Source organism: Burkholderia sp. BCC0397, assembly GCF_902832865.1.
Classification (GTDB): domain Bacteria; phylum Pseudomonadota; class Gammaproteobacteria; order Burkholderiales; family Burkholderiaceae; genus Burkholderia.
In genome coordinates this window covers 173689-190616 of the sequence record NZ_CADFDL010000012.1, presented here as the reverse complement: position 1 = coordinate 190616, position 16928 = coordinate 173689, and the positions used below count along the sequence as shown (strand labels likewise).

Annotated in this window: 17 protein-coding genes and 1 pseudogene; 12 read left to right on the top strand and 6 right to left on the bottom strand. The window is 65.3% G+C overall.

What is annotated here, in order from left to right:
* The first annotated feature begins 8 nt into the window (after positions 1-8).
* From HWX03_RS28685 to HWX03_RS28645, 9 genes are all read left to right on the top strand, one after another.
* On the top strand, positions 9-1253 hold the full coding sequence (locus tag HWX03_RS28685) for a D-amino acid dehydrogenase (protein WP_244132805.1): 1245 nt from the start codon (positions 9-11) through the stop codon (positions 1251-1253).
* The gene (locus HWX03_RS28680; RefSeq protein ID WP_175873576.1) at positions 1250-2065 is read left to right on the top strand and encodes an aspartate/glutamate racemase family protein; all 816 of its coding nucleotides are present in this window, start codon (positions 1250-1252) and stop codon (positions 2063-2065) included. Before HWX03_RS28685 ends, HWX03_RS28680 begins: the two co-directional genes overlap by 4 nt.
* Positions 2066-2155: 90 nt before the next feature.
* Positions 2156-2857, top strand: coding sequence for a GntR family transcriptional regulator (locus tag HWX03_RS28675; RefSeq protein WP_174430495.1), 702 nt, complete (start codon positions 2156-2158; stop codon positions 2855-2857).
* A 155-nt stretch (positions 2858-3012) separates the two neighbouring features.
* Positions 3013-3897, top strand: coding sequence for a glycosyltransferase family 2 protein (locus HWX03_RS28670; RefSeq protein ID WP_175873575.1), 885 nt, complete (start codon positions 3013-3015; stop codon positions 3895-3897).
* A gap of 78 nt (positions 3898-3975) precedes the next feature.
* Positions 3976-4911 carry a dihydrodipicolinate synthase family protein gene (locus tag HWX03_RS28665; protein WP_175821193.1) on the top strand — a complete coding sequence of 312 codons (936 nt, stop codon included), beginning with the start codon at positions 3976-3978 and terminating at the stop codon, positions 4909-4911.
* A 104-nt stretch (positions 4912-5015) separates the two neighbouring features.
* Positions 5016-6194: an L-rhamnonate dehydratase gene (rhmD, locus tag HWX03_RS28660; RefSeq protein WP_175873574.1), complete on the top strand. Its 1179-nt coding sequence runs from the start codon at positions 5016-5018 to the stop codon at positions 6192-6194.
* Positions 6195-6273: 79 nt separating this feature from the next.
* Positions 6274-7062 carry an SDR family NAD(P)-dependent oxidoreductase gene (locus HWX03_RS28655; RefSeq protein WP_175873573.1) on the top strand — a complete coding sequence of 263 codons (789 nt, stop codon included), beginning with the start codon at positions 6274-6276 and terminating at the stop codon, positions 7060-7062.
* A gap of 17 nt (positions 7063-7079) precedes the next feature.
* The gene (gene rhaM, locus HWX03_RS28650) at positions 7080-7394 is read left to right on the top strand and encodes an L-rhamnose mutarotase (protein WP_175873572.1); all 315 of its coding nucleotides are present in this window, start codon (positions 7080-7082) and stop codon (positions 7392-7394) included.
* Between the two features lie 88 nt (positions 7395-7482).
* Positions 7483-8379 (top strand): amidohydrolase family protein, encoded by an 897-nt coding sequence (locus HWX03_RS28645; RefSeq protein ID WP_175873571.1) that lies wholly within the window; start codon positions 7483-7485, stop codon positions 8377-8379.
* A 274-nt stretch (positions 8380-8653) separates the two neighbouring features.
* Here HWX03_RS28645 and HWX03_RS28640 read toward each other — a convergent pair whose 3' ends face one another.
* Positions 8654-9508, bottom strand: coding sequence for an SDR family oxidoreductase (locus tag HWX03_RS28640; protein WP_175873604.1), 855 nt, complete (start codon positions 9506-9508; stop codon positions 8654-8656).
* A gap of 139 nt (positions 9509-9647) precedes the next feature.
* Between HWX03_RS28640 and HWX03_RS28635 the strand changes: the two genes are divergently transcribed.
* Positions 9648-9983: a helix-turn-helix domain-containing protein gene (locus tag HWX03_RS28635; RefSeq protein WP_023474530.1), complete on the top strand. Its 336-nt coding sequence runs from the start codon at positions 9648-9650 to the stop codon at positions 9981-9983.
* Between the two features lie 126 nt (positions 9984-10109).
* Here HWX03_RS28635 and HWX03_RS28630 read toward each other — a convergent pair whose 3' ends face one another.
* Positions 10110-11090, bottom strand: a complete 981-nt coding sequence (locus HWX03_RS28630; protein WP_208456828.1) for a nitrilase family protein — start codon at positions 11088-11090, stop codon at positions 10110-10112.
* 186 nt (positions 11091-11276) lie between these two features.
* Complete coding sequence (locus HWX03_RS28625; RefSeq protein ID WP_347879540.1) at positions 11277-12527, bottom strand: MFS transporter; 1251 nt, start codon at positions 12525-12527, stop codon at positions 11277-11279.
* Between the two features lie 308 nt (positions 12528-12835).
* Here HWX03_RS28625 and HWX03_RS28620 point away from each other — a divergent pair, with 308 nt between their 5' ends.
* Entirely contained in the window at positions 12836-13705 is an 870-nt protein-coding gene (locus HWX03_RS28620) for a LysR family transcriptional regulator (RefSeq protein ID WP_174430477.1), read from the top strand.
* Positions 13706-13963: 258 nt separating this feature from the next.
* On the opposite strand, the gene HWX03_RS28615 is transcribed toward HWX03_RS28620, so the two are convergent.
* Positions 13964-14278 carry a helicase gene (locus HWX03_RS28615; protein WP_124698344.1) on the bottom strand — a complete coding sequence of 105 codons (315 nt, stop codon included), beginning with the start codon at positions 14276-14278 and terminating at the stop codon, positions 13964-13966.
* Positions 14279-14637: 359 nt separating this feature from the next.
* Between HWX03_RS28615 and HWX03_RS37070 the strand changes: the two are divergent.
* Positions 14638-14781: pseudogene (locus HWX03_RS37070) on the top strand (LysR family transcriptional regulator); the annotation flags it as partial.
* A gap of 175 nt (positions 14782-14956) precedes the next feature.
* On the opposite strand, the gene HWX03_RS28610 reads toward HWX03_RS37070, so the two are convergent.
* Together HWX03_RS28610 and HWX03_RS28605 are read right to left on the bottom strand one after the other, a co-directional pair.
* Positions 14957-15937, bottom strand: a complete 981-nt coding sequence (locus HWX03_RS28610) for an MDR family oxidoreductase (RefSeq protein WP_244132804.1) — start codon at positions 15935-15937, stop codon at positions 14957-14959.
* Between the two features lie 55 nt (positions 15938-15992).
* Complete coding sequence (locus tag HWX03_RS28605; protein WP_174430470.1) at positions 15993-16868, bottom strand: NAD(P)-dependent oxidoreductase; 876 nt, start codon at positions 16866-16868, stop codon at positions 15993-15995.
* Positions 16869-16928 lie beyond the last annotated feature (60 nt).

The following is a 16928-nucleotide window of genomic DNA, read 5'->3' as shown; positions in this document are numbered from 1 at the left end:
ACCGGACGATGAAGACGATCGTGCTCGGCGGCGGCATCGTTGGCGTGACCACTGCGTATTTTCTCGCGAAGGCGGGCGACGAGGTGACGGTGATCGAACGTCGCGACGGCGTCGCGCTCGAAACGAGCTTCGCGAACGCGGGCTTGATCGCCCCCGGTCATTCGTACACCTGGGCATCGCCGCGCGCGCCGAAGATTCTCTTCAAGTCGCTGTTTGCCGACGGCCAGGCGCTGCGGCTCAAATGGACGCCCGACTGGCGGATGTGGGCATGGTGCGCGCTGTTCCTGCAGAACTGCACGGCCGAGCGCTCGCGACGCAACACGTCGATCAAGGTGCGGCTGTGTCGTTATGCGCAGCAGCGGCTTCAGCAGGCGACGCGCGACGAACGGCTCGAGTACGACCGGACGAGCGGCGGGCTGTTATACCTGTATCGGGATCCGGCTTCGTTCGAACGCGGCGTCGCGAACATGCGGATTCTGACCGACAACGGTCTGCCGCTCGACATCCTGGATGCGCGGGCCACCGTCGAACGCGAGCCGGCGCTGCGCCACGCGGCGGCAGGGATCGCGGGCGCGATCCATTGCCCGAGCGACGAGAGCGGCGACGCGCATCTCTTTACGCGCGCGCTCGCCGAGCGCTGCCGTGCGCTCGGCGTCGAATTTCGCTTCGGCACGTCGATCGACGGCGTGCGCGCGAGCGCGGATACGATCGACTACGTCGAGACGTCGCAGGGCCGCGTGACCGGCGATCGATACGTGCTCGCGCTCGGCGCATATTCGCCGGCCGTCGCGCGCGCGCTCGGCTACCGGTTGCCGATCTATCCGGTCAAGGGGTACTCGGTCACGCTGCCGATCGGCGACACGCACGAGCCGCCCGCGCTCGGCGGCGTCGAAGAGAACCAGCTCGTCGCATGGGCGCGCTTCGGCGACCGGCTGCGGCTGACCGCGACCGCCGAATTCAGCGGCTACGACACCACGCATTCACCGGGCGATTTCGCGCACATGCTGGCGACCGCGCAGGCACTGTTCCCGAACGGTGCCGACTACTCGAAGCCGTCGTACTGGGCAGGACTGCGGCCGATGACGCCGGAGGGCACGCCGATCATCGGCGCTTCCCGGCACCGCAACCTGTTTTTCAACACCGGCCACGGCCATATGGGCTGGACCATGTCGTGCGGCACCGCGAAGATCGTCGCGGATCTGATCCACGGCAAGCGGCCCGATATCGACATCACCGGGATGACCCTCCAATGAGCGAACTTCTCTCTATCCCCCAGGCGTCCGATCCGGGCGTCGGAGCCGGCCCGGTGCGCGACGCCTACGCCCGCTTCGATTTCTCGCTCGACGCCGGCATCGCGCGGCGGGCGGCGATCGGCCTCGTCGTGCTGGCGACCGATCATACGATCGAATACGAGTGGCGGCGTCTGCTCGCCATCGATGGTGTCGCGTTCTACGAAAGCCGGATCGCGAATTCCGCCGAGATCACGGCCGAGACGCTCGCGCAGATGGACGGCGGCATCTGCGCCGCGGTCGAATTGATCCGGCCGGGCGAGCGCCTCGACGTCGTGGCGTTCGGCTGCACGTCGGCGTCGATGGTACTCGGCGAGGAGCGCGTCTTCGAGCGCATCCGCGAGGCGCGGCCCGGCGTCGCGTGCACCACGCCGATTACCGCGGCGCGCGTCGCGCTGACGGCGCTCGGCGCGCGCGGCGTCGCGCTGCTGACGCCGTACGAGCGCACGATCAACGATGCGATGGCCGCGTACCTGCGTGCGCGCGGCGTCGATATCGTGCGGGTGGGCTCGTTCGAGCACCGCGACGACAACGAGGTCGCCCGGATCGAGCGCGCGTCGATCGAGCACGCGGTGCTGACGCTCGCCGCCGACCCGGCCGTCGATGCCGTATTCGTGTCGTGCACGAGCCTTCGCATCGTCGATGCGCTGGCCGACATCGAAGCGCGTGCGGGCAAGCCCGTGCTGTCGAGCAATCACGCGCTCGCATGGCACGCGCTGCGGCTCGCGGGCATCGACGATCCCGTGCCGGGCTTCGGCAGCCTGCTGATGCGGTGATGCATGGCTTGCACATGTAAAAAGACGCGCGCTGGCGAATTGCCGATGGATAATGACGCGCGGTAACAACAGGTGGAACCAGGAGACGAGATGTCGACTTCCGTTATGGCTGGCCGGGAGACCGCGGCGCCGACGCGCACGGGCCTCACGGTCAACGAGATTTACGAGCAGTTGAAACAGATGGCCGTGCTGTACGAGATCCGGCCGGGCGAACGGTTCAACGAGCTGGAGCTCGCCGAGCGCTTCAACGTGAGTCGCACGCCGATTCGCGAGGCGCTGAACCGGCTCGTTGCCGAAAACCTGCTGGTGTTCGTACCGAACCGTGGTTTCTTCATTCGGGAACTGGAGGGGAAGGATGTGTTCGATCTGTTCGAAGTGCGTCGCTCGATCGAGACGACCGCGGTGATGCTCGCGTGCGAGCGCGCGTCGGACAACGACATCAAGGCGCTGCGTCGCTTCTGGAAGCAGGTGATGAAGAATGCCGCGCGGATGTCGTCGGCCGAGCTGGTCGTCAAGGACGAGCAGTTTCACCTGGAGCTCGCCGCGTTGTCGGGCAATGCCGAGATCGGCCGCGTGCTGCAAGGGATCAACGCACGGATTCACTACGTGCGCTGGGTCGATGTCGATCAGCGGCGCAACGAGGCGTTTACCGAGCATCTCGAGATTCTCGACGCGCTCGCCGAACGGGATGCGGCGCGGTGCGCGACGCTGACCGACACGCATATCCGCTGGCGGATGGAGGAGATCACGCGCGTCGTCCAGGCGAGCGTCGTCAAGCTGTACGCAAAATAGAGAAAGACCGGCCGCAGCGGCCTGCGACGATCGCGTGCAGCACGCGAACGGGCAGGACCGGCCGGTCGACGAGACAAGCAGTCGTGCAAAGGAGGACGGGCCGCCCGGATCGACCGGTGCGGCGCATCGCTACTTGATCGTCACGAGGTGCCGTCATGACACACGGTACGTTGGTCACGCTGTACAAGCCGTCCGCAGCGCAGATCGAGCATTTGCTGACCTTGCCTGACAAAAGCCCCGCCGTCGTCGCGGTCGACAATTCGCCCGTCGCCGATCGTGCGCTGTATGCACGGCTCGCCGAAGGCGGCGTCGACGTGATCGCGAATCACAATCGCGGCGGAATCGCCGGCGCGTTCAACGCCGGCGTCGAATTCCTGATCGGCCGCGGCTGCGACGTCTTCTTCATCTTCGATCAGGATTCGCACGTTCCGGACGACTATTTCGATCGAATGCTGGCCGGCTGCGCGCGGGTGGGCGACAGCCGCTTCCTGGTCGGCCCGCGAATCTTCAACCGCAATTTTCAGCGCGACCTGCCGTTGTTCACGGTGCGCCGCTGGTCCGCGCAGATCACGCCGATCCACGGCGGCGCGCAGGGCCTGCTGTCGTGCTCGGTCATCATCTCGTCGGGCACCGCGATTTCGCTCGACGCGTATCGTGCGCTCGGCCGCTTCCGCGAGGATTTCTTCATCGACCACGTCGACGCGGAATACTGCATGCGTGCGCAGGCGCACGGCGTGCCGGTACGCGTCAACGCCGACGTGTCGCTGCCCCACGAGCTCGGCAGCCCGTCCGCGCAGCAGCACTGGCCGCGCGTCGAGATATTCGATCAGAGCGCGCTGCGCCACTACTATGCAGCGCGCAACTGCATCCTGGTCGCGCGTGACTACTGGCGGCGCTATCCGGCGATGCTGCTGATCAATCTCATCACGCTCAAGCATGTCGCGTTCGTGCTGCTGCATGCGAGAAACAAGCGTCTGAAGCTGAAGGCGATTTATTGCGGCGTGACGGACGGGCTGCGAGGCCGGTACGGTCGCGTGTGACCCGTGCTTGATCTGGGTATTGGCGCACGAACGCTGCGCCATATAATTCGGATGACTTATTATAAAAGAGGATGATAGATGAGCCTGCCTACGCCGATTCACCGCCGCTATACGGGCGCGTTCTCCGTCGCGCCGACGATCTTCACCGAGTCGGGCGAGATCGATATGCCGGGCCAGAAACGCTGTGTCGATTTCATCATCGACGCGGGCGCGGACGGCCTTTGCATCCTGGCGAATTACTCGGAGCAGTTTTCGTTGACCGACGACGAGCGCGAGCGGCTCATCGCGGCGATCCTCGAGCACGTGGCGGGCCGCGTACCGGTGATCGTGACGACCACGCATTTCAATCCGACGATCTGCGCGGCGCGCAGCCGCGCCGCGCAGGCGGCCGGTGCGTCGATGGTGATGGTGATGCCGCCGTACCACGGCGCGACGATTCGTTGCGGCGAGGCCGCGATCGAGCAGTTCTATGCGGAGCTCTCCGACGCGATCGCGATTCCGATCATGTACCAGGATGCGCCGATGAGCGGCACGCAGGTATCGGCCGCGTTTCTGGCGCGCCTCGCGCACACGATTCCGAATCTGCGCTATTTCAAGATCGAGGTGCCGCAGTCGGCGTCGAAGCTGCGCGAACTGATCGCGCTCGGCGGCGACGCGATCGAAGGGCCGTTCGACGGCGAGGAAGCGATCACGCTGCTCGCCGATCTCGATGCGGGCGCAACCGGCAGCATCCTCGGCGGCGGTTATCCGGACGGGCTGCGGCCGATTCTCGCCGCCTATCTCGCCGGGCAGCGTGACGACGCGGTCGCACGCTACGAGCAATGGCTGCCGTTGATCAATTACGAGAACCGTCAGGCCGGCCTGCTGGCGGCGAAGGCGCTGATGAAGGAGGGCGGCGTGATCGCATCGGACGCGCCGCGCCGTCCGCTCGCGCCGCTGCATCCGGCGACGCGCGCGGGCCTGATCGAGATTGCGCGACGGCTCGACGCGCTGGTGCTGCGCTGGGCGCGCTGACGCGGCGACCTCGCAGGACGACGTTGCGATTTCCGCCGTAGCCTGTGCGCACGACGCGTACGGGTGGCCTCCGCACTCGAAGACCCAACCAAGGAACCCGAAGAATGAGCATGCCGACGATACGCGCGGTCCGCGCGCTGACGGTGCGTGGTGGCGGTGCCGACTACCACGATCAGGATGCCGGTCACTGGATCGACGACCACATTGCGACGCCGATGTCGCGCTACCCCGAATACCGGCAGAGCCGCCAGTCGTTCGGCATCAACGTGCTCGGCACGCTCGTGATCGAAATCGAGGCCAGTGATGGAACGGTCGGTTTTGCGGTGACGACCGGCGGCGAGATCGGCGCGTTCATCGTCGAGCGGCATCTCGCGCGCTTCATCGAAGGGCAGCGCGTGACCGACATCGAAAAGATGTGGGATCAGATGTTCTACGCGACGCTGTACTACGGGCGCAAGGGTGTCGTGCTCAATGCGATTTCCGGCGTCGATCTCGCGCTGTGGGATCTGCTCGCCAAGGTCCGGCAGGAGCCCGTGCACCAGTTGCTCGGCGGCAAGGTGCGCGACGAGCTCGAGTTCTACGCGACCGGCGCTCGACCCGATCTCGCGAAGGAGATGGGCTTCATCGGCGGCAAGCTGCCGTTGCATCACGGCCCTGCCGAGGGCGACGCCGGCCTGCGTTGCAATCTCGATGCGCTCGCCGAGATGCGTTCGCGTGTCGGTGACGATTTCTGGCTGATGCTCGACTGCTGGATGAGCCTCGACGTGCCGTATGCGACGCGGCTCGCGCACGAAGCGCACGCGCTCGGGCTGAAATGGATCGAGGAATGCCTGCCGCCCGACGACTATTGGGGCTATGCGAAGCTGCGCCGTGATGTGCCGCGCGGCATGCTCGTCACGACCGGCGAGCACGAGGCGACCCGCTGGGGCTTCCGGATGCTGCTGGAGATGGAGTGCTGCGACATCATTCAGCCGGACGTGGGCTGGTGCGGCGGGCTCACCGAGCTGATGCGGATCTCGGCGCTCGCCGACGCGCGCGGCGTGCTGGTGATTCCGCACGGCTCCTCGGTCTACAGCTATCACTTCGTCGCGACGCGGCACAACAGCCCGTTCGCCGAATTCCTGATGATGGCGCCGCAGGCGGATCGTGTCGTGCCGATGTTCGATCCGCTGCTGCTCGACGAGCCGGTGCCGGCCGGCGGCCGGATGAAGGTGCCCGACACCCCCGGTTTCGGCGTGCGCCTGAATCCGGACGTGCGCATGCAGCGCCCGTATGAACATTGAGCGCGCGGCGTGATGCCGGCCCGCTGGGACGGCGGCAGCCGCTGCTGAACGCGTGAGGGTCGAAGTAGAGGAGGGCGCAATGACGAAGTTGCTCGAAGACAGGATCGTCGTCGTGACGGGCGGATCGCGCGGGATCGGCCGCGCGATCGCGCTGGCGTGTGCGCGGCATGGCGCCGACATCGTCGTCAACTACTGGGCGAACCCGCTGCTGCCTGCGCAGGCCGATCACGAGATCGACGCGCTCGTCGACGCCATCCGCGCGACGGGGCGCGACGCGCTTGCCGTGCCGGGCGACATCGCGCAGCCCGACACGGCGCGCGCGCTGGTCGCGGCAGCGGTCGAGCGATTCGGCCGGATCGACGTGCTGGCGAGCAATGCCGGCATTTGCCCGTTCCACGGATTCCTGGACTTGCCGCCCGATCTGCTGCAAAGAACGATGGAAGTGAACCTGCACGGCGCGTTCTACATGACCCAGGCCGCCGCCCGGCAAATGGCCGCGCAAGGGCACGGCGGCGCAATCGTCGCGACCAGCTCGATCAGCGCGCTGGTCGGCGGCGGCATGCAGACGCACTACACGCCGACCAAGGCCGGTGTCCATGCGCTGATGCAGTCGTGCGCGGTCGCGCTCGCGCCGCATCGGATCCGCTGCAATTCGGTGCTGCCGGGCACGATCCGGACCGAAATCAACGACGACGATCTCGCCGCGCCCGGCAAGACCGAGTACTTCGAGCGCCGGATTCCGCTCGGCCGCCTCGGCGAGCCGGACGACGTCGCCGACTGCGTCGTGTTTCTCGCGTCCGACATGGCGCGCTACGTGAATGGCGCCGCGCTGCTCGTCGACGGCGGCATGTACGTGAACCTGCAGTGAAACAACGAGGCCTGGCCATGGAAACGATCGCCTTCAGGATGCGCCTGCACCCCGGCAAGCGGGACGAATACCGGCGCCGGCACGATGCGCTCTGGCCGGAACTGGCCGACGCGCTGCGTGCAGCGGGCATATCGGACTACTGGATCTTTCTCGACGACGACACCCATCACCTGTTCGCGGTGCTCAAGCGGCCGGCCGATCACCGGATCGCGCAACTCGCCGAAACGGACGTGATGCGCCGCTGGTGGGCGTACATGGCCGACCTGATGGCGACCGGGCCGGATGGACGTCCGGTCGAGCAATCGCTGGAGCCGATGTTTCATCTGGAATGAGGCCGGCCCGCTCAACGGATCGGCAGCGGTCGACGTGTGCCGAACCGTTGCAGCGGATCATCGCGTCGTATCAACTCACGGAGCCCCCATGCAGGTTGTCGATCCACATGTCCATTTCTGGGACGCCGACGCGCTGAGTTACGGCTGGCTCGATCGCGCTCGACCGGCGTTCTCGGGCGCGGTGGCGGATTTGCCGCGCCGGTACCGGCCTGCAGACCTGCGCGCTGACGCCGGCGCGGATATCGACGTGCTGAAGGTCGTGCATGTCGAGGCGATCCACGATGCGTGGACGACACCGAGCGAAGTCGACTGGCTGCAGGCGCTTGCCGATGCGCCGGCGAGCGGCGGGATGCCGGACGGGATCGTCGCGGGCGTCGACCTGTTCGCGCCGGACGCACGCATCCGGCTCGCCGGCGCGGCAGCGCATCCCAACGTGCGCGGCATCCGGCAGGTGTTGAACCGGCATCCGGACCCCTGGTACAACTATGTCGACGTGGACTATCTGGCCGAACCGCGCTGGCGAGAGAACTTCGGAATGCTGAGCGAGTTCGGTTTGTCGTTCGACCTCCAGCTGTATCCCGCCCAGGTCGGCGCCGCGCTCGTCGTCATCGATGCGCACCCCGACACGCCCGTGATCGTCAATCACACGGGCATGTTCGTCGACCGGACCAGCGTGCACGGCTGGCGCGAATGGCGTGACGGACTGCGCGGGCTCGCGCGGCGGGCGAACGTGACGATGAAGCTGTCCGGGCTCGCGATGTTCGACCATCGCTGGACGGTCGAAAGTTTCCGCCCGTACGTGCTGGAGGCCATCGACGTGTTCGGCGCGGCACGCTGCATGTTCGCGTCGAATTTCCCGGTCGATCGGCTCCATGCCGGCTATCCGGCGCTCTGGCACGCTTATGCGGCGATTGTCGCGGGCGCCGGCGACGAGGAGCGCGATGCGCTTTTCGTCGGCAATGCGATGCGGACTTACCGATTGTGAGCCGCGTGCGACCGTAGACGCCAATGGACGTGTACTACGCGAGTCGTCGGTCGACATGATTCGCAACGCGTGCTTCCGCCGGTTCCAACGGGCCGCGGGCAGCAGGGCGGCTGGCGGGATCGATGCGTCTGTACACGCGCCGGCCACACTGCCCGCCATCGAGCAAGCGTTGTCGACGAAGCGCCTGCCGGGCATGCGTCCCGGCAGCATCAGCCGTACGCGCACGCTGCACCAGCACCGGCGCTGGCCGGCGCCTCATCGGGACCTGCTCGCCTTAATCGCGCAACGCAGTTGCGACGACGCTCGCCAACGGCGTCGTGGGCCGACCTATCAGTCGCGCGAGAGCGCCGCCATCGTCGAACAGCGCACCGCGCGAGGCGGCCACATCGGCATCGGCCAGGACGCTGGCAAACTCGGGCGGCAATCCGACGCTCGTCAGCACGTCTGCATAAGCGTCCTGCGCAAGATCGTTGTAGACGACGGTCTTGCCGGACTGCCGCGAAACCTCTGCGGCCAGTTGCGCCAGCGTGAACGCATCGTCTGCCGCCAGTTCATAGGTTTTCCCTGTGTGGCCGTCCGTCGTCAGTACCACGGCTGCGGCCGCGGCATAGTCCTTCCGCGCGGCGGACGAGAAGCGCCCCTCCTTCGCGGCCCCAATGAACGCGCCGTGCTCGAGCGCCGCGGGGAGGGCCATCAGATGGTTCTCGGTGTACCAGCCATTGCGAAGGATGACGGCGGGGAGGCCCGAGGCCGCGATGACTTCTTCCGTCTGCCGGTGCTCGATCGCGAGTCGGGCGGGCGATGTGTCGGCATGCAGCATGCTCGTATAGGCGAGCAACGAGACTTCAGCCCGCCGGGCTGCGTCGATCACTGCGCGATGCAATGGCAGGCGGCCGGCGACTTCGGTCGACGAGATCAACAGGAGTTTGTCGACCCCGACGAACGCGGTGGCGAGCGTTTCGGGCCGTTTGTAGTCGGCCTCGCGGACCACCACGCCACGCTCGGCCAGGTCGTGGGCCTTCGCGGGATTCCTGACTGCCGCGACAATCCGGTCGGCCGGAACGGTTTCAAGCAATGCATCGATCACAAGGCGCCCGAGTTGCCCGGATGCTCCTGTTATTGCATACATGTTGATTCTCTCCGTGAGTCGGTAGGTGAGGCTCCAAGTGTAGGGGGCATGGTTTCTGTTGGAAACCATCTATCTATCGGTTAGCATCATTTTCAAGTAACCAAATGGAAACCTCCGTGGGACAACGATGGGCTTGAGAATGCGAAAGAAGGTGGAGCCGCTTCCCGGCTGCCCGATGTCGAAATGCATGGCGTTGATCGGCGGCCTGTGGACGCCCGAGCTCATCTGGTGCCTGAGCAATGGCCCGCGTCGGTTTTCGGAGTTGCGGCGCGATAACCCGACCATCACCGCGAAGGTGCTGACCGGCAGGCTGCGTGACCTCGAGGAGCGGGGCGTGATCCGGCGAAGCGTGTTGCCGACGTCACCGCCGTCCGTGGAATACGAGTTGACGTCGCTGGGCCAGGAGCTGCTCCCGGCGATTACGTCCATCGTGGAGGTCGGGTCGCGCCTGCTGCTTCGTGACCGGCCTCGCTAGCCATGCCCAACGAGGCCGATAGCCAACGCTGGTTTAGAGGATGACGAGCGCTCAGGAAACGATTTCGCACGACACATTGCCCGTTGGTCGAAGCAATCCCTCGAAGACGAACGGGTTAGGCGCGCGCTACCTGTTCTTCGTCGGCGCTGTTGAGAAGTGAGCATCGCGCGGATTGAATTCGTCTCCACGGACTTCGGCCAGGCAACCGTATAGTTCCGGGCGGCGGCCTCTCATCCATCGCTGCCCGGTGCTCATCTCGACGAGTCGCAGGTCGAGGTCGGCTACCACCATCGCGTCTTCGCAGGCGGCCGTTTCAACGACGATGCGCCCGTACGGATCGAGAATCATCGCGTTTCCAGTGCGAACCTCGTCCTCGTCCTGGCCCACTCCATTGCTGAAGACGACGAAGATCCCGTTATCGTGAGCGCGCGCGGGCAGCCATCGCATCAGCCACTCGCGACCGTTCGGCCCCCGGAATTCCGCGGCAATCGCCTCCGGATCGCGATGCCTGTCATGCCATTTGATCAAGGGGATCGGCTTCATCGCATGTGGGCTTCTGGAGTGCGTGCGGCCAGTCTGATGCGGCGCGATGAGTATCGTCGCGCCCAGCAGCGCGGTGGCGCGGACGTTTTCGATGAGGTTGTTATCCCAGCAGATGAGTATGCCGATCTTCATTCCCCACGGCGTATCGAATACGGTGAACCGGTCTCCGCTGCTGATCTGCTCGTGTTCGAACGCATGCAGTTTTCGGTGCCGGTGCAGGCGGCCATCGGGCATGCAGACAACGTAGGTGTTGAATAGTTGTCCGTCGGGTGCTGCCTCGAGCAATCCCACCCCGATCGCGATCCCGAACCCGGCCGCCGCCTCCTGGACGCGTCGGATCGAAGGCCCGTCCAACGGTTCCGCGAGTGCCTCCAGCTCGGCGCGATCCAGCTTCGGTATGTGCCAGTAGCCGGTGATGCACATTTCAGGGCAGACGGCCAGGAGCGCGCCTTTGAGGGCTGCCGCGCCGGCGAAGTCCATGATTCGGCCGAGGTTGTATGTTTTGTCATTGGCACGGTGTTGGAACTGAATTGAAGCAACGCGAAGAATCGATTCCGGCATCATTTTTCCCTGCTGGTGACAGGTCTCGAAATGGCTGAACTCCGTCGATAGAAACTGTTTACCGCGGTTACTTGTTGTGTGATTGCCATGACACACCCTCGGCTCGATGGACGAGGTCGTCCATCGGTATCCGGATTTTCACGAACGTCACGAGGCATTACCGCGCAGTCATGCGGAACAGGGCGAGGCTCACTCGGGCGAGCGCACTTGCGCATCGATGGTGGCGCGTGGAGCGAGCGATGCGTGGATGGCCAGGAACGTGACGACGGCAATCGCGGCGGCGGCGGCGGCCCCCGTGTAGAAGATCGAGCCCAGGCCATAATGCTGGCCGATCAGGCCGAGCAAGGGTGGCGCGGCGAGCAGCCCCGCGAATCCCATGGCCGAGACGGTGGCGATCTGCACCGCAGGGCGCGGAAGAGCGCCCGCCATGCTGAAGAGGACTGGCACGACGTTGGCGAGACCCGCGCCGGCGACCGCACAGCCCACGATCATGACGAGCGGGTCGCGGCTCAACGGTCCGGCCAGCAGCCCGATCGCAGCAATCAAGCCGCCCGCGCAGACCAGCGCTCGCGCGCTGCATCTGCGGCGAATGAGGTCTCCGGCGAAGCGCATGAGCGCCATGAAACCGGCGAAGAATGCGTAGCCCATCAGCGCGCTTTCCGTGCCGGCGCCCAGCGTATGCCGCATATAAACCGCTGCCCAATCGAGCACCACACCCTCGCAGGCGAAGGCAAAGGTGGCAACCACGCCCAGCAGCAGGGCGGGACCGAACAGGGACAGCCGCGTTTTCCCGGAAACCTGTTCGCTGCTCTCCGTCGGTCTGCCGGAGAGCAGGCCGCGCTGGGCCCAGATGAACAGCGCGAACATCGCGACGGTGATCGCCAGCGCCTCGATAGCCGGGCTGAACGCGCGCAGCAGTAAGGCGCCGGCACCCGCGGCCGAGAGGCCGCCCAGGCTCCACATCCCATGAAACGAAGACATGTACGGGCGGCCGAAACGCTTTTCGACGTCGCTGGCGTGCGCGTTCATGGCCACGTTCATGGTGCCCCCCGAGGCGCCGAACAATAGCACGATGGCGCCGAGCGTCACGATGCCCGGCGCGAACGGAATGAGACTGGCAAGGAAGCAATACACGACGGCGCTGATGCGTATCGATCTCGCCACGCCGATGCGCTGAATCAGCCATGCGCTGAAAGCCATCGCCACCACGGTGCCGCCGCCGAGCATCAGCAGGATCAGGCTGAGCAAGAAGGGAGCGAGGTCGAGCCGTTCCTTGAGTATCGGAATCTGCGTGGCCCACATGCCGATCAGCGCGCCGTTGATGAAGAACATGGCGGCTGTCGGATGCCATGCGCGCCAGTGCTGGCGTGTGTCGGTGAGCACAGCGACGTTCGGCATGATTCGATCACCTTTCTTTCGTGTTTCTGGTTGGCGCCGGATGCTCCGGTGATGCGGGGCGACTGACTTCGAAAACCAGTGGAACAGATAGGGCAGCCATCTACGTCATGGTGGTGCGGTTGCATATGCAACCAAGCGGCCGTGTGCTTGCCGAACAAGGCGTCTCATTTGGCGGTATCGGCCGATTTATTCTTATGTCGATTTTTTTAAGTTACGAAACAATGATCGTGTCGCCACGCTCGCTTGTCAGGGCGCAGCCAGAAGCGGCGACTGGGGAATCGGGCGCCATTTGACCACGCAAAAGTCGTTTCGTAAAATGACATTTTCGACCCAAAAAAGTCGAATATCGAATGGATATCAAGTTGCTACATGCCTTCGTTCAGCTGGCCGATGCCGGCCACTACGGCAAGGCGGCGTCGAAGCTGTTCGTCACTCAGTCCACACTCTCCAAGCAGATTCACGCGCTCGAAACCCAGGTTGGCGGGGCGCTGTTCGAGCGCGGCCGGCATGGCGCAAAGTTGACTCCGTTGGGAAAGCTGCTGCGGCAGGAGGCGGGCGTCCTACTGCGCCTGAGCGACGAGATCGATGCCAAAATGCATCGCGCCATTACCGGCACGAGCGGCAATCTCGACATCGGCTTCGGGATCTCGACGCTGATCGCCGCACCGAGACTGATTGCCGGCTTTCGCGAGACGACTCCCGATTGCCTGATCACGCTTAACGACCTGCCGTCGAAGGAGCAGCACGAGCGCTTGCTCGGCGGCAGGCTCGATATCGGGTTTTGCCGAGCGCCCGAAGGAATCGCTGGCCTGTCGTTCGCGCGGATCCTCGATGAGCGGCTGGCGCTCGTGCTGCCTCGCGACGTGAGGATGCCTTCACGTAGCCGGATGTCGGCATTGAACCGCCAGGGCTTTGTCGCACTGGCTCCCGCGCGCGGCCCGGGGCTCGATGCGCAAATCGCTCAGTGGTGTGCGTCCGCCCACTTCGAACCGCGCATCGTCCAGCGCGCTGACGACATTCTGACCGTCCATTCGATTGTGGCCGCCGGTCTGGGTGCCGCCTTTTTGCCCTGGCATGGTGTCGAAGCCCTGGGCGAGCGCACCCATCAACGCGTCCTGACCGGGCCGGCGTCGAAGTGGCCGGTGGGTATCTGCTGGCGCAGCGACGATACCAATCCGCTCGTGCTGCGGTTAATCGATTACGTATTGAAGCATTCGTGAAAGAAACTCAAGTCGAGCCCGCGGACATCCGCACCGGACCGCGGATCCAACCGGTCGATGCAACCGCTTGCGATCGACTTCTTCGGACCGGCGGGGGGGCGCAGCAGTCAGATCGCGGTGCTGGCGGGGCTGCGACATCGTTTCTAGCTTGCGAACGCGCGCAGCGGGCCTGCGCGTTGCCGCTCGCCGAACGGGACAGCGTCATCACGACGATCCGTGGACAGATCATCAGGTATGACACCCCGCCGGCGCAACGCTTTACGCGTCTTTCAACCAGGGCATTTCCACGGGCGACACGACCAGTTGCCGGAATTCGCGTTTCAGATCGAAGATAAACCCGACCAGGATCATGGAGTCGGCGTAAGGAATCGGAAAAACCTGCGGATTTTCCGGGGTACGCAGCGGGCGCTCCGGCGTGTCCGCTGTCGCCGCGGCGTTTTCGCGAACGCTTTCCAGGTCGTCTGCCATGGCCGGGCCGCCGGCTTTCAGCACACGGTTACGCAGCTCGCTGAAGGGTTCGATGCGCGCGGCGTCTTCGTGGTATTCGGGCACTTCATAAACGAACCAGGACATTGTCGTCTCCCATGAGAAGGGGCGCTATTCTAACGCTACGCGAGGATCCACCGAAAATCGGCCATGTTGTGCGAGGGCGCCGGTCGCTGCGGGGCGGGCTAGCAGGGGCGATTTCAGACGAAGCGGGCCGCCGCGCGCCGCTTAAGCTCCGCGAACCAGTGGCGGTAATCAATCAGTCCACGCGAGCGGCCCCAGATCTTTGGTCATGTGTTTCGTTGGCGGGTACTAGCGGTCGGCCGAAACTCCAAAATCTTGGCGAAGAGACAAACTGACAAGAGCGGCTGGTGCGCGGTCAAAATATCGATCAGACCCTTTTAAATTGATAATACGCATTATGTAAAATGAAATACTAAGCGCACGTGGACCTTTCGTCTGCGGGCCATGACTTTCTCTCGTCTGCCGAATCCGTACTCCGTCACCTGCATGCTGCCGAACAAGCCGCAAGCGACATCCGCAACCGCGCGGCTGGCATCGTCCGTGTTGGCGCACCGCTCGTTCTGGCTCAGCCTTTACTGACGGCGCTACCACGAATTTACCCATTAGCAGTATCTGTGGTCACTGTTAGCAGAAACGTCGAACGGCAACAGTTGGTCGACGCGATCACACCTGCTTCGACGCGGCGCAAGTCGCCGCGCCGGCAGACGCGCCACGCTCCGTTTGTGCGCCCGCCGCAGGCGGTCACGGCACCGCCCTCAGATTGACGACCGTCCGGCCGTGCCCCTGGCCTTTCGCGAGTTCGCCCGCCGCATCGACGACCTGTTCCAGCGACACCTCGCGAATCATGCCGTCGAGCCGCGCACCCGGCATGCATTGCGCGAGCCGCCGCCATGCTTCGACGCGGCGCGGCGTCGGACAGCGCACCGAATCGATGCCGGCGACGGTGACGCCGCGCAGCAGAAACGGAAACACGGTGGTCTCGAGATCGATGCCGCCGACCAGCCCACAGACGGCCACGCAACCGCCATATGCGAGCCGCGCGAGCGCCGTCGACAGGACCGTGCCGCCGACTGTGTCGACAACGCCTGCGAACAGTTCGGGCTCCATCCCGTAACGTCCCGGCTTGCGCGCGGTGACGTATTCGTCGCGGCCTATCGTGCGCGCCGCGCCGAGCGACTTCAGATAGCCTTCGTGCTCGGGCCGGCCCGTCATCGCGACGACGCTGTAGCCGATCTGCGACAGGATCACGATCGCGAGGCTGCCGACGCCGCCGCTCGCGCCCGTCACGAGGATCTCGCCGCTCGCGGGGCGCACACCGTGCTGCTCCAGCGCGAGCACGCACAGCATCGACGTGAGACCCGCTGTGCCGATCCCCATCGCTTGCCTCAGCGTGAGGCCAGGCGGCAGCGGCACGAGCCAGTCTGCGTTCACGCGCTCGACCTGCGTGAAGCCGCCCCAGCGCCGCTCGCCGAGCCCCCAGCCGGTCAGCACGACCGCGTCGCCCGGCTGGAACTGCGCCGTCTCCGACGTCGCGACGACGCCGGCGAGATCGATGCCCGGTATCGCCGGGAACGTGCGGATGATGCCGCGATTGGCCAGCGCCATCGCGTCCTTGTAGTTGACGCTCGAATAATGGACGTCGACGACGACGTCGCCGTCCGGCAGATCGTCGACGCCCAGCCATTCGATCGACGGCGCGACGACACCGTCTGTTTCCTTCATCACCAATGCCTTGAATCGGGATGCGCCCATCATCGTCTCCCTGTCCGGTTGAGCATCACGGCGACGCGGCCTGCTTCGCGATCGCGAAAGCGGCGCGCATGCCCGGAAGCGCGTCGACGAAGAAGTCCGCCTGCAGCGGCGAGCCAGCCTGCACGTCGTACTGCGCGAAATCGCGCACGCCCGCCGCGAGCAGCACTTCGTCATCGATGAAAAAATTGCCGGAACATGCGGCCGCCGGCTGCGTGAGGATCGCATGCGCGGCGTCGGCCACGATTTCAGGCGTGCGCGACGCGGCGATCATGTCCTCGCCGCCGAGCTCGTTGCGCACGGCCGCGGTCGCAATCGTGGTGCGCGGCCACAGCGAGTTGACCGCGATGCCGACGTTCGCGAATTCGGCCGCGAACGCGAGCGTAAACAGGCTCATCGTGTACTTCGCGATCATGTACGGCGGATAATCGCGAAACCACTTCGGGTCCGTCGACAGCGGCGGCGACAACGTGAGGACATGCGGATTCGCCGACTTGAGTAGATGCGGCAGGCACGCCTGCACGCACACGAACGTGCCACGCCCGTTCACGCCGTGCATCAGGTCATAGCGCTTGATCGGCGTGTCGAGCGTGCCCGTCAGGCGGATGGCGCTCGCGTTGTTCACGACGATGTCGATCCCGCCGAACGCCGCGACCGTCTCGGCGACGACGGCCTGCACGCGCGCTTCGTCGCGAATGTCGGCGACCAGCGGCAACGCGTGGCCGCCCGCGTCCTCGATCGCCTGCGCCGCGGTGTAGACGGTGCCCTCGAGATGCGGATGCGGCGCGGCCGTCTTCGCGGCGATCGCAATGTTCGCGCCGTCGCGCGCCGCCCGCAGCGCAATCGCAAGGCCGATGCCGCGGCTGCCGCCCGACATGAACAAGGTCTTTCCGGCAAGGCTCATCTGTCTCTCCTTCGCGCCCGCGCCTGCGCGCCGGCGCACCGATGCATCGTCGCGGCCGGT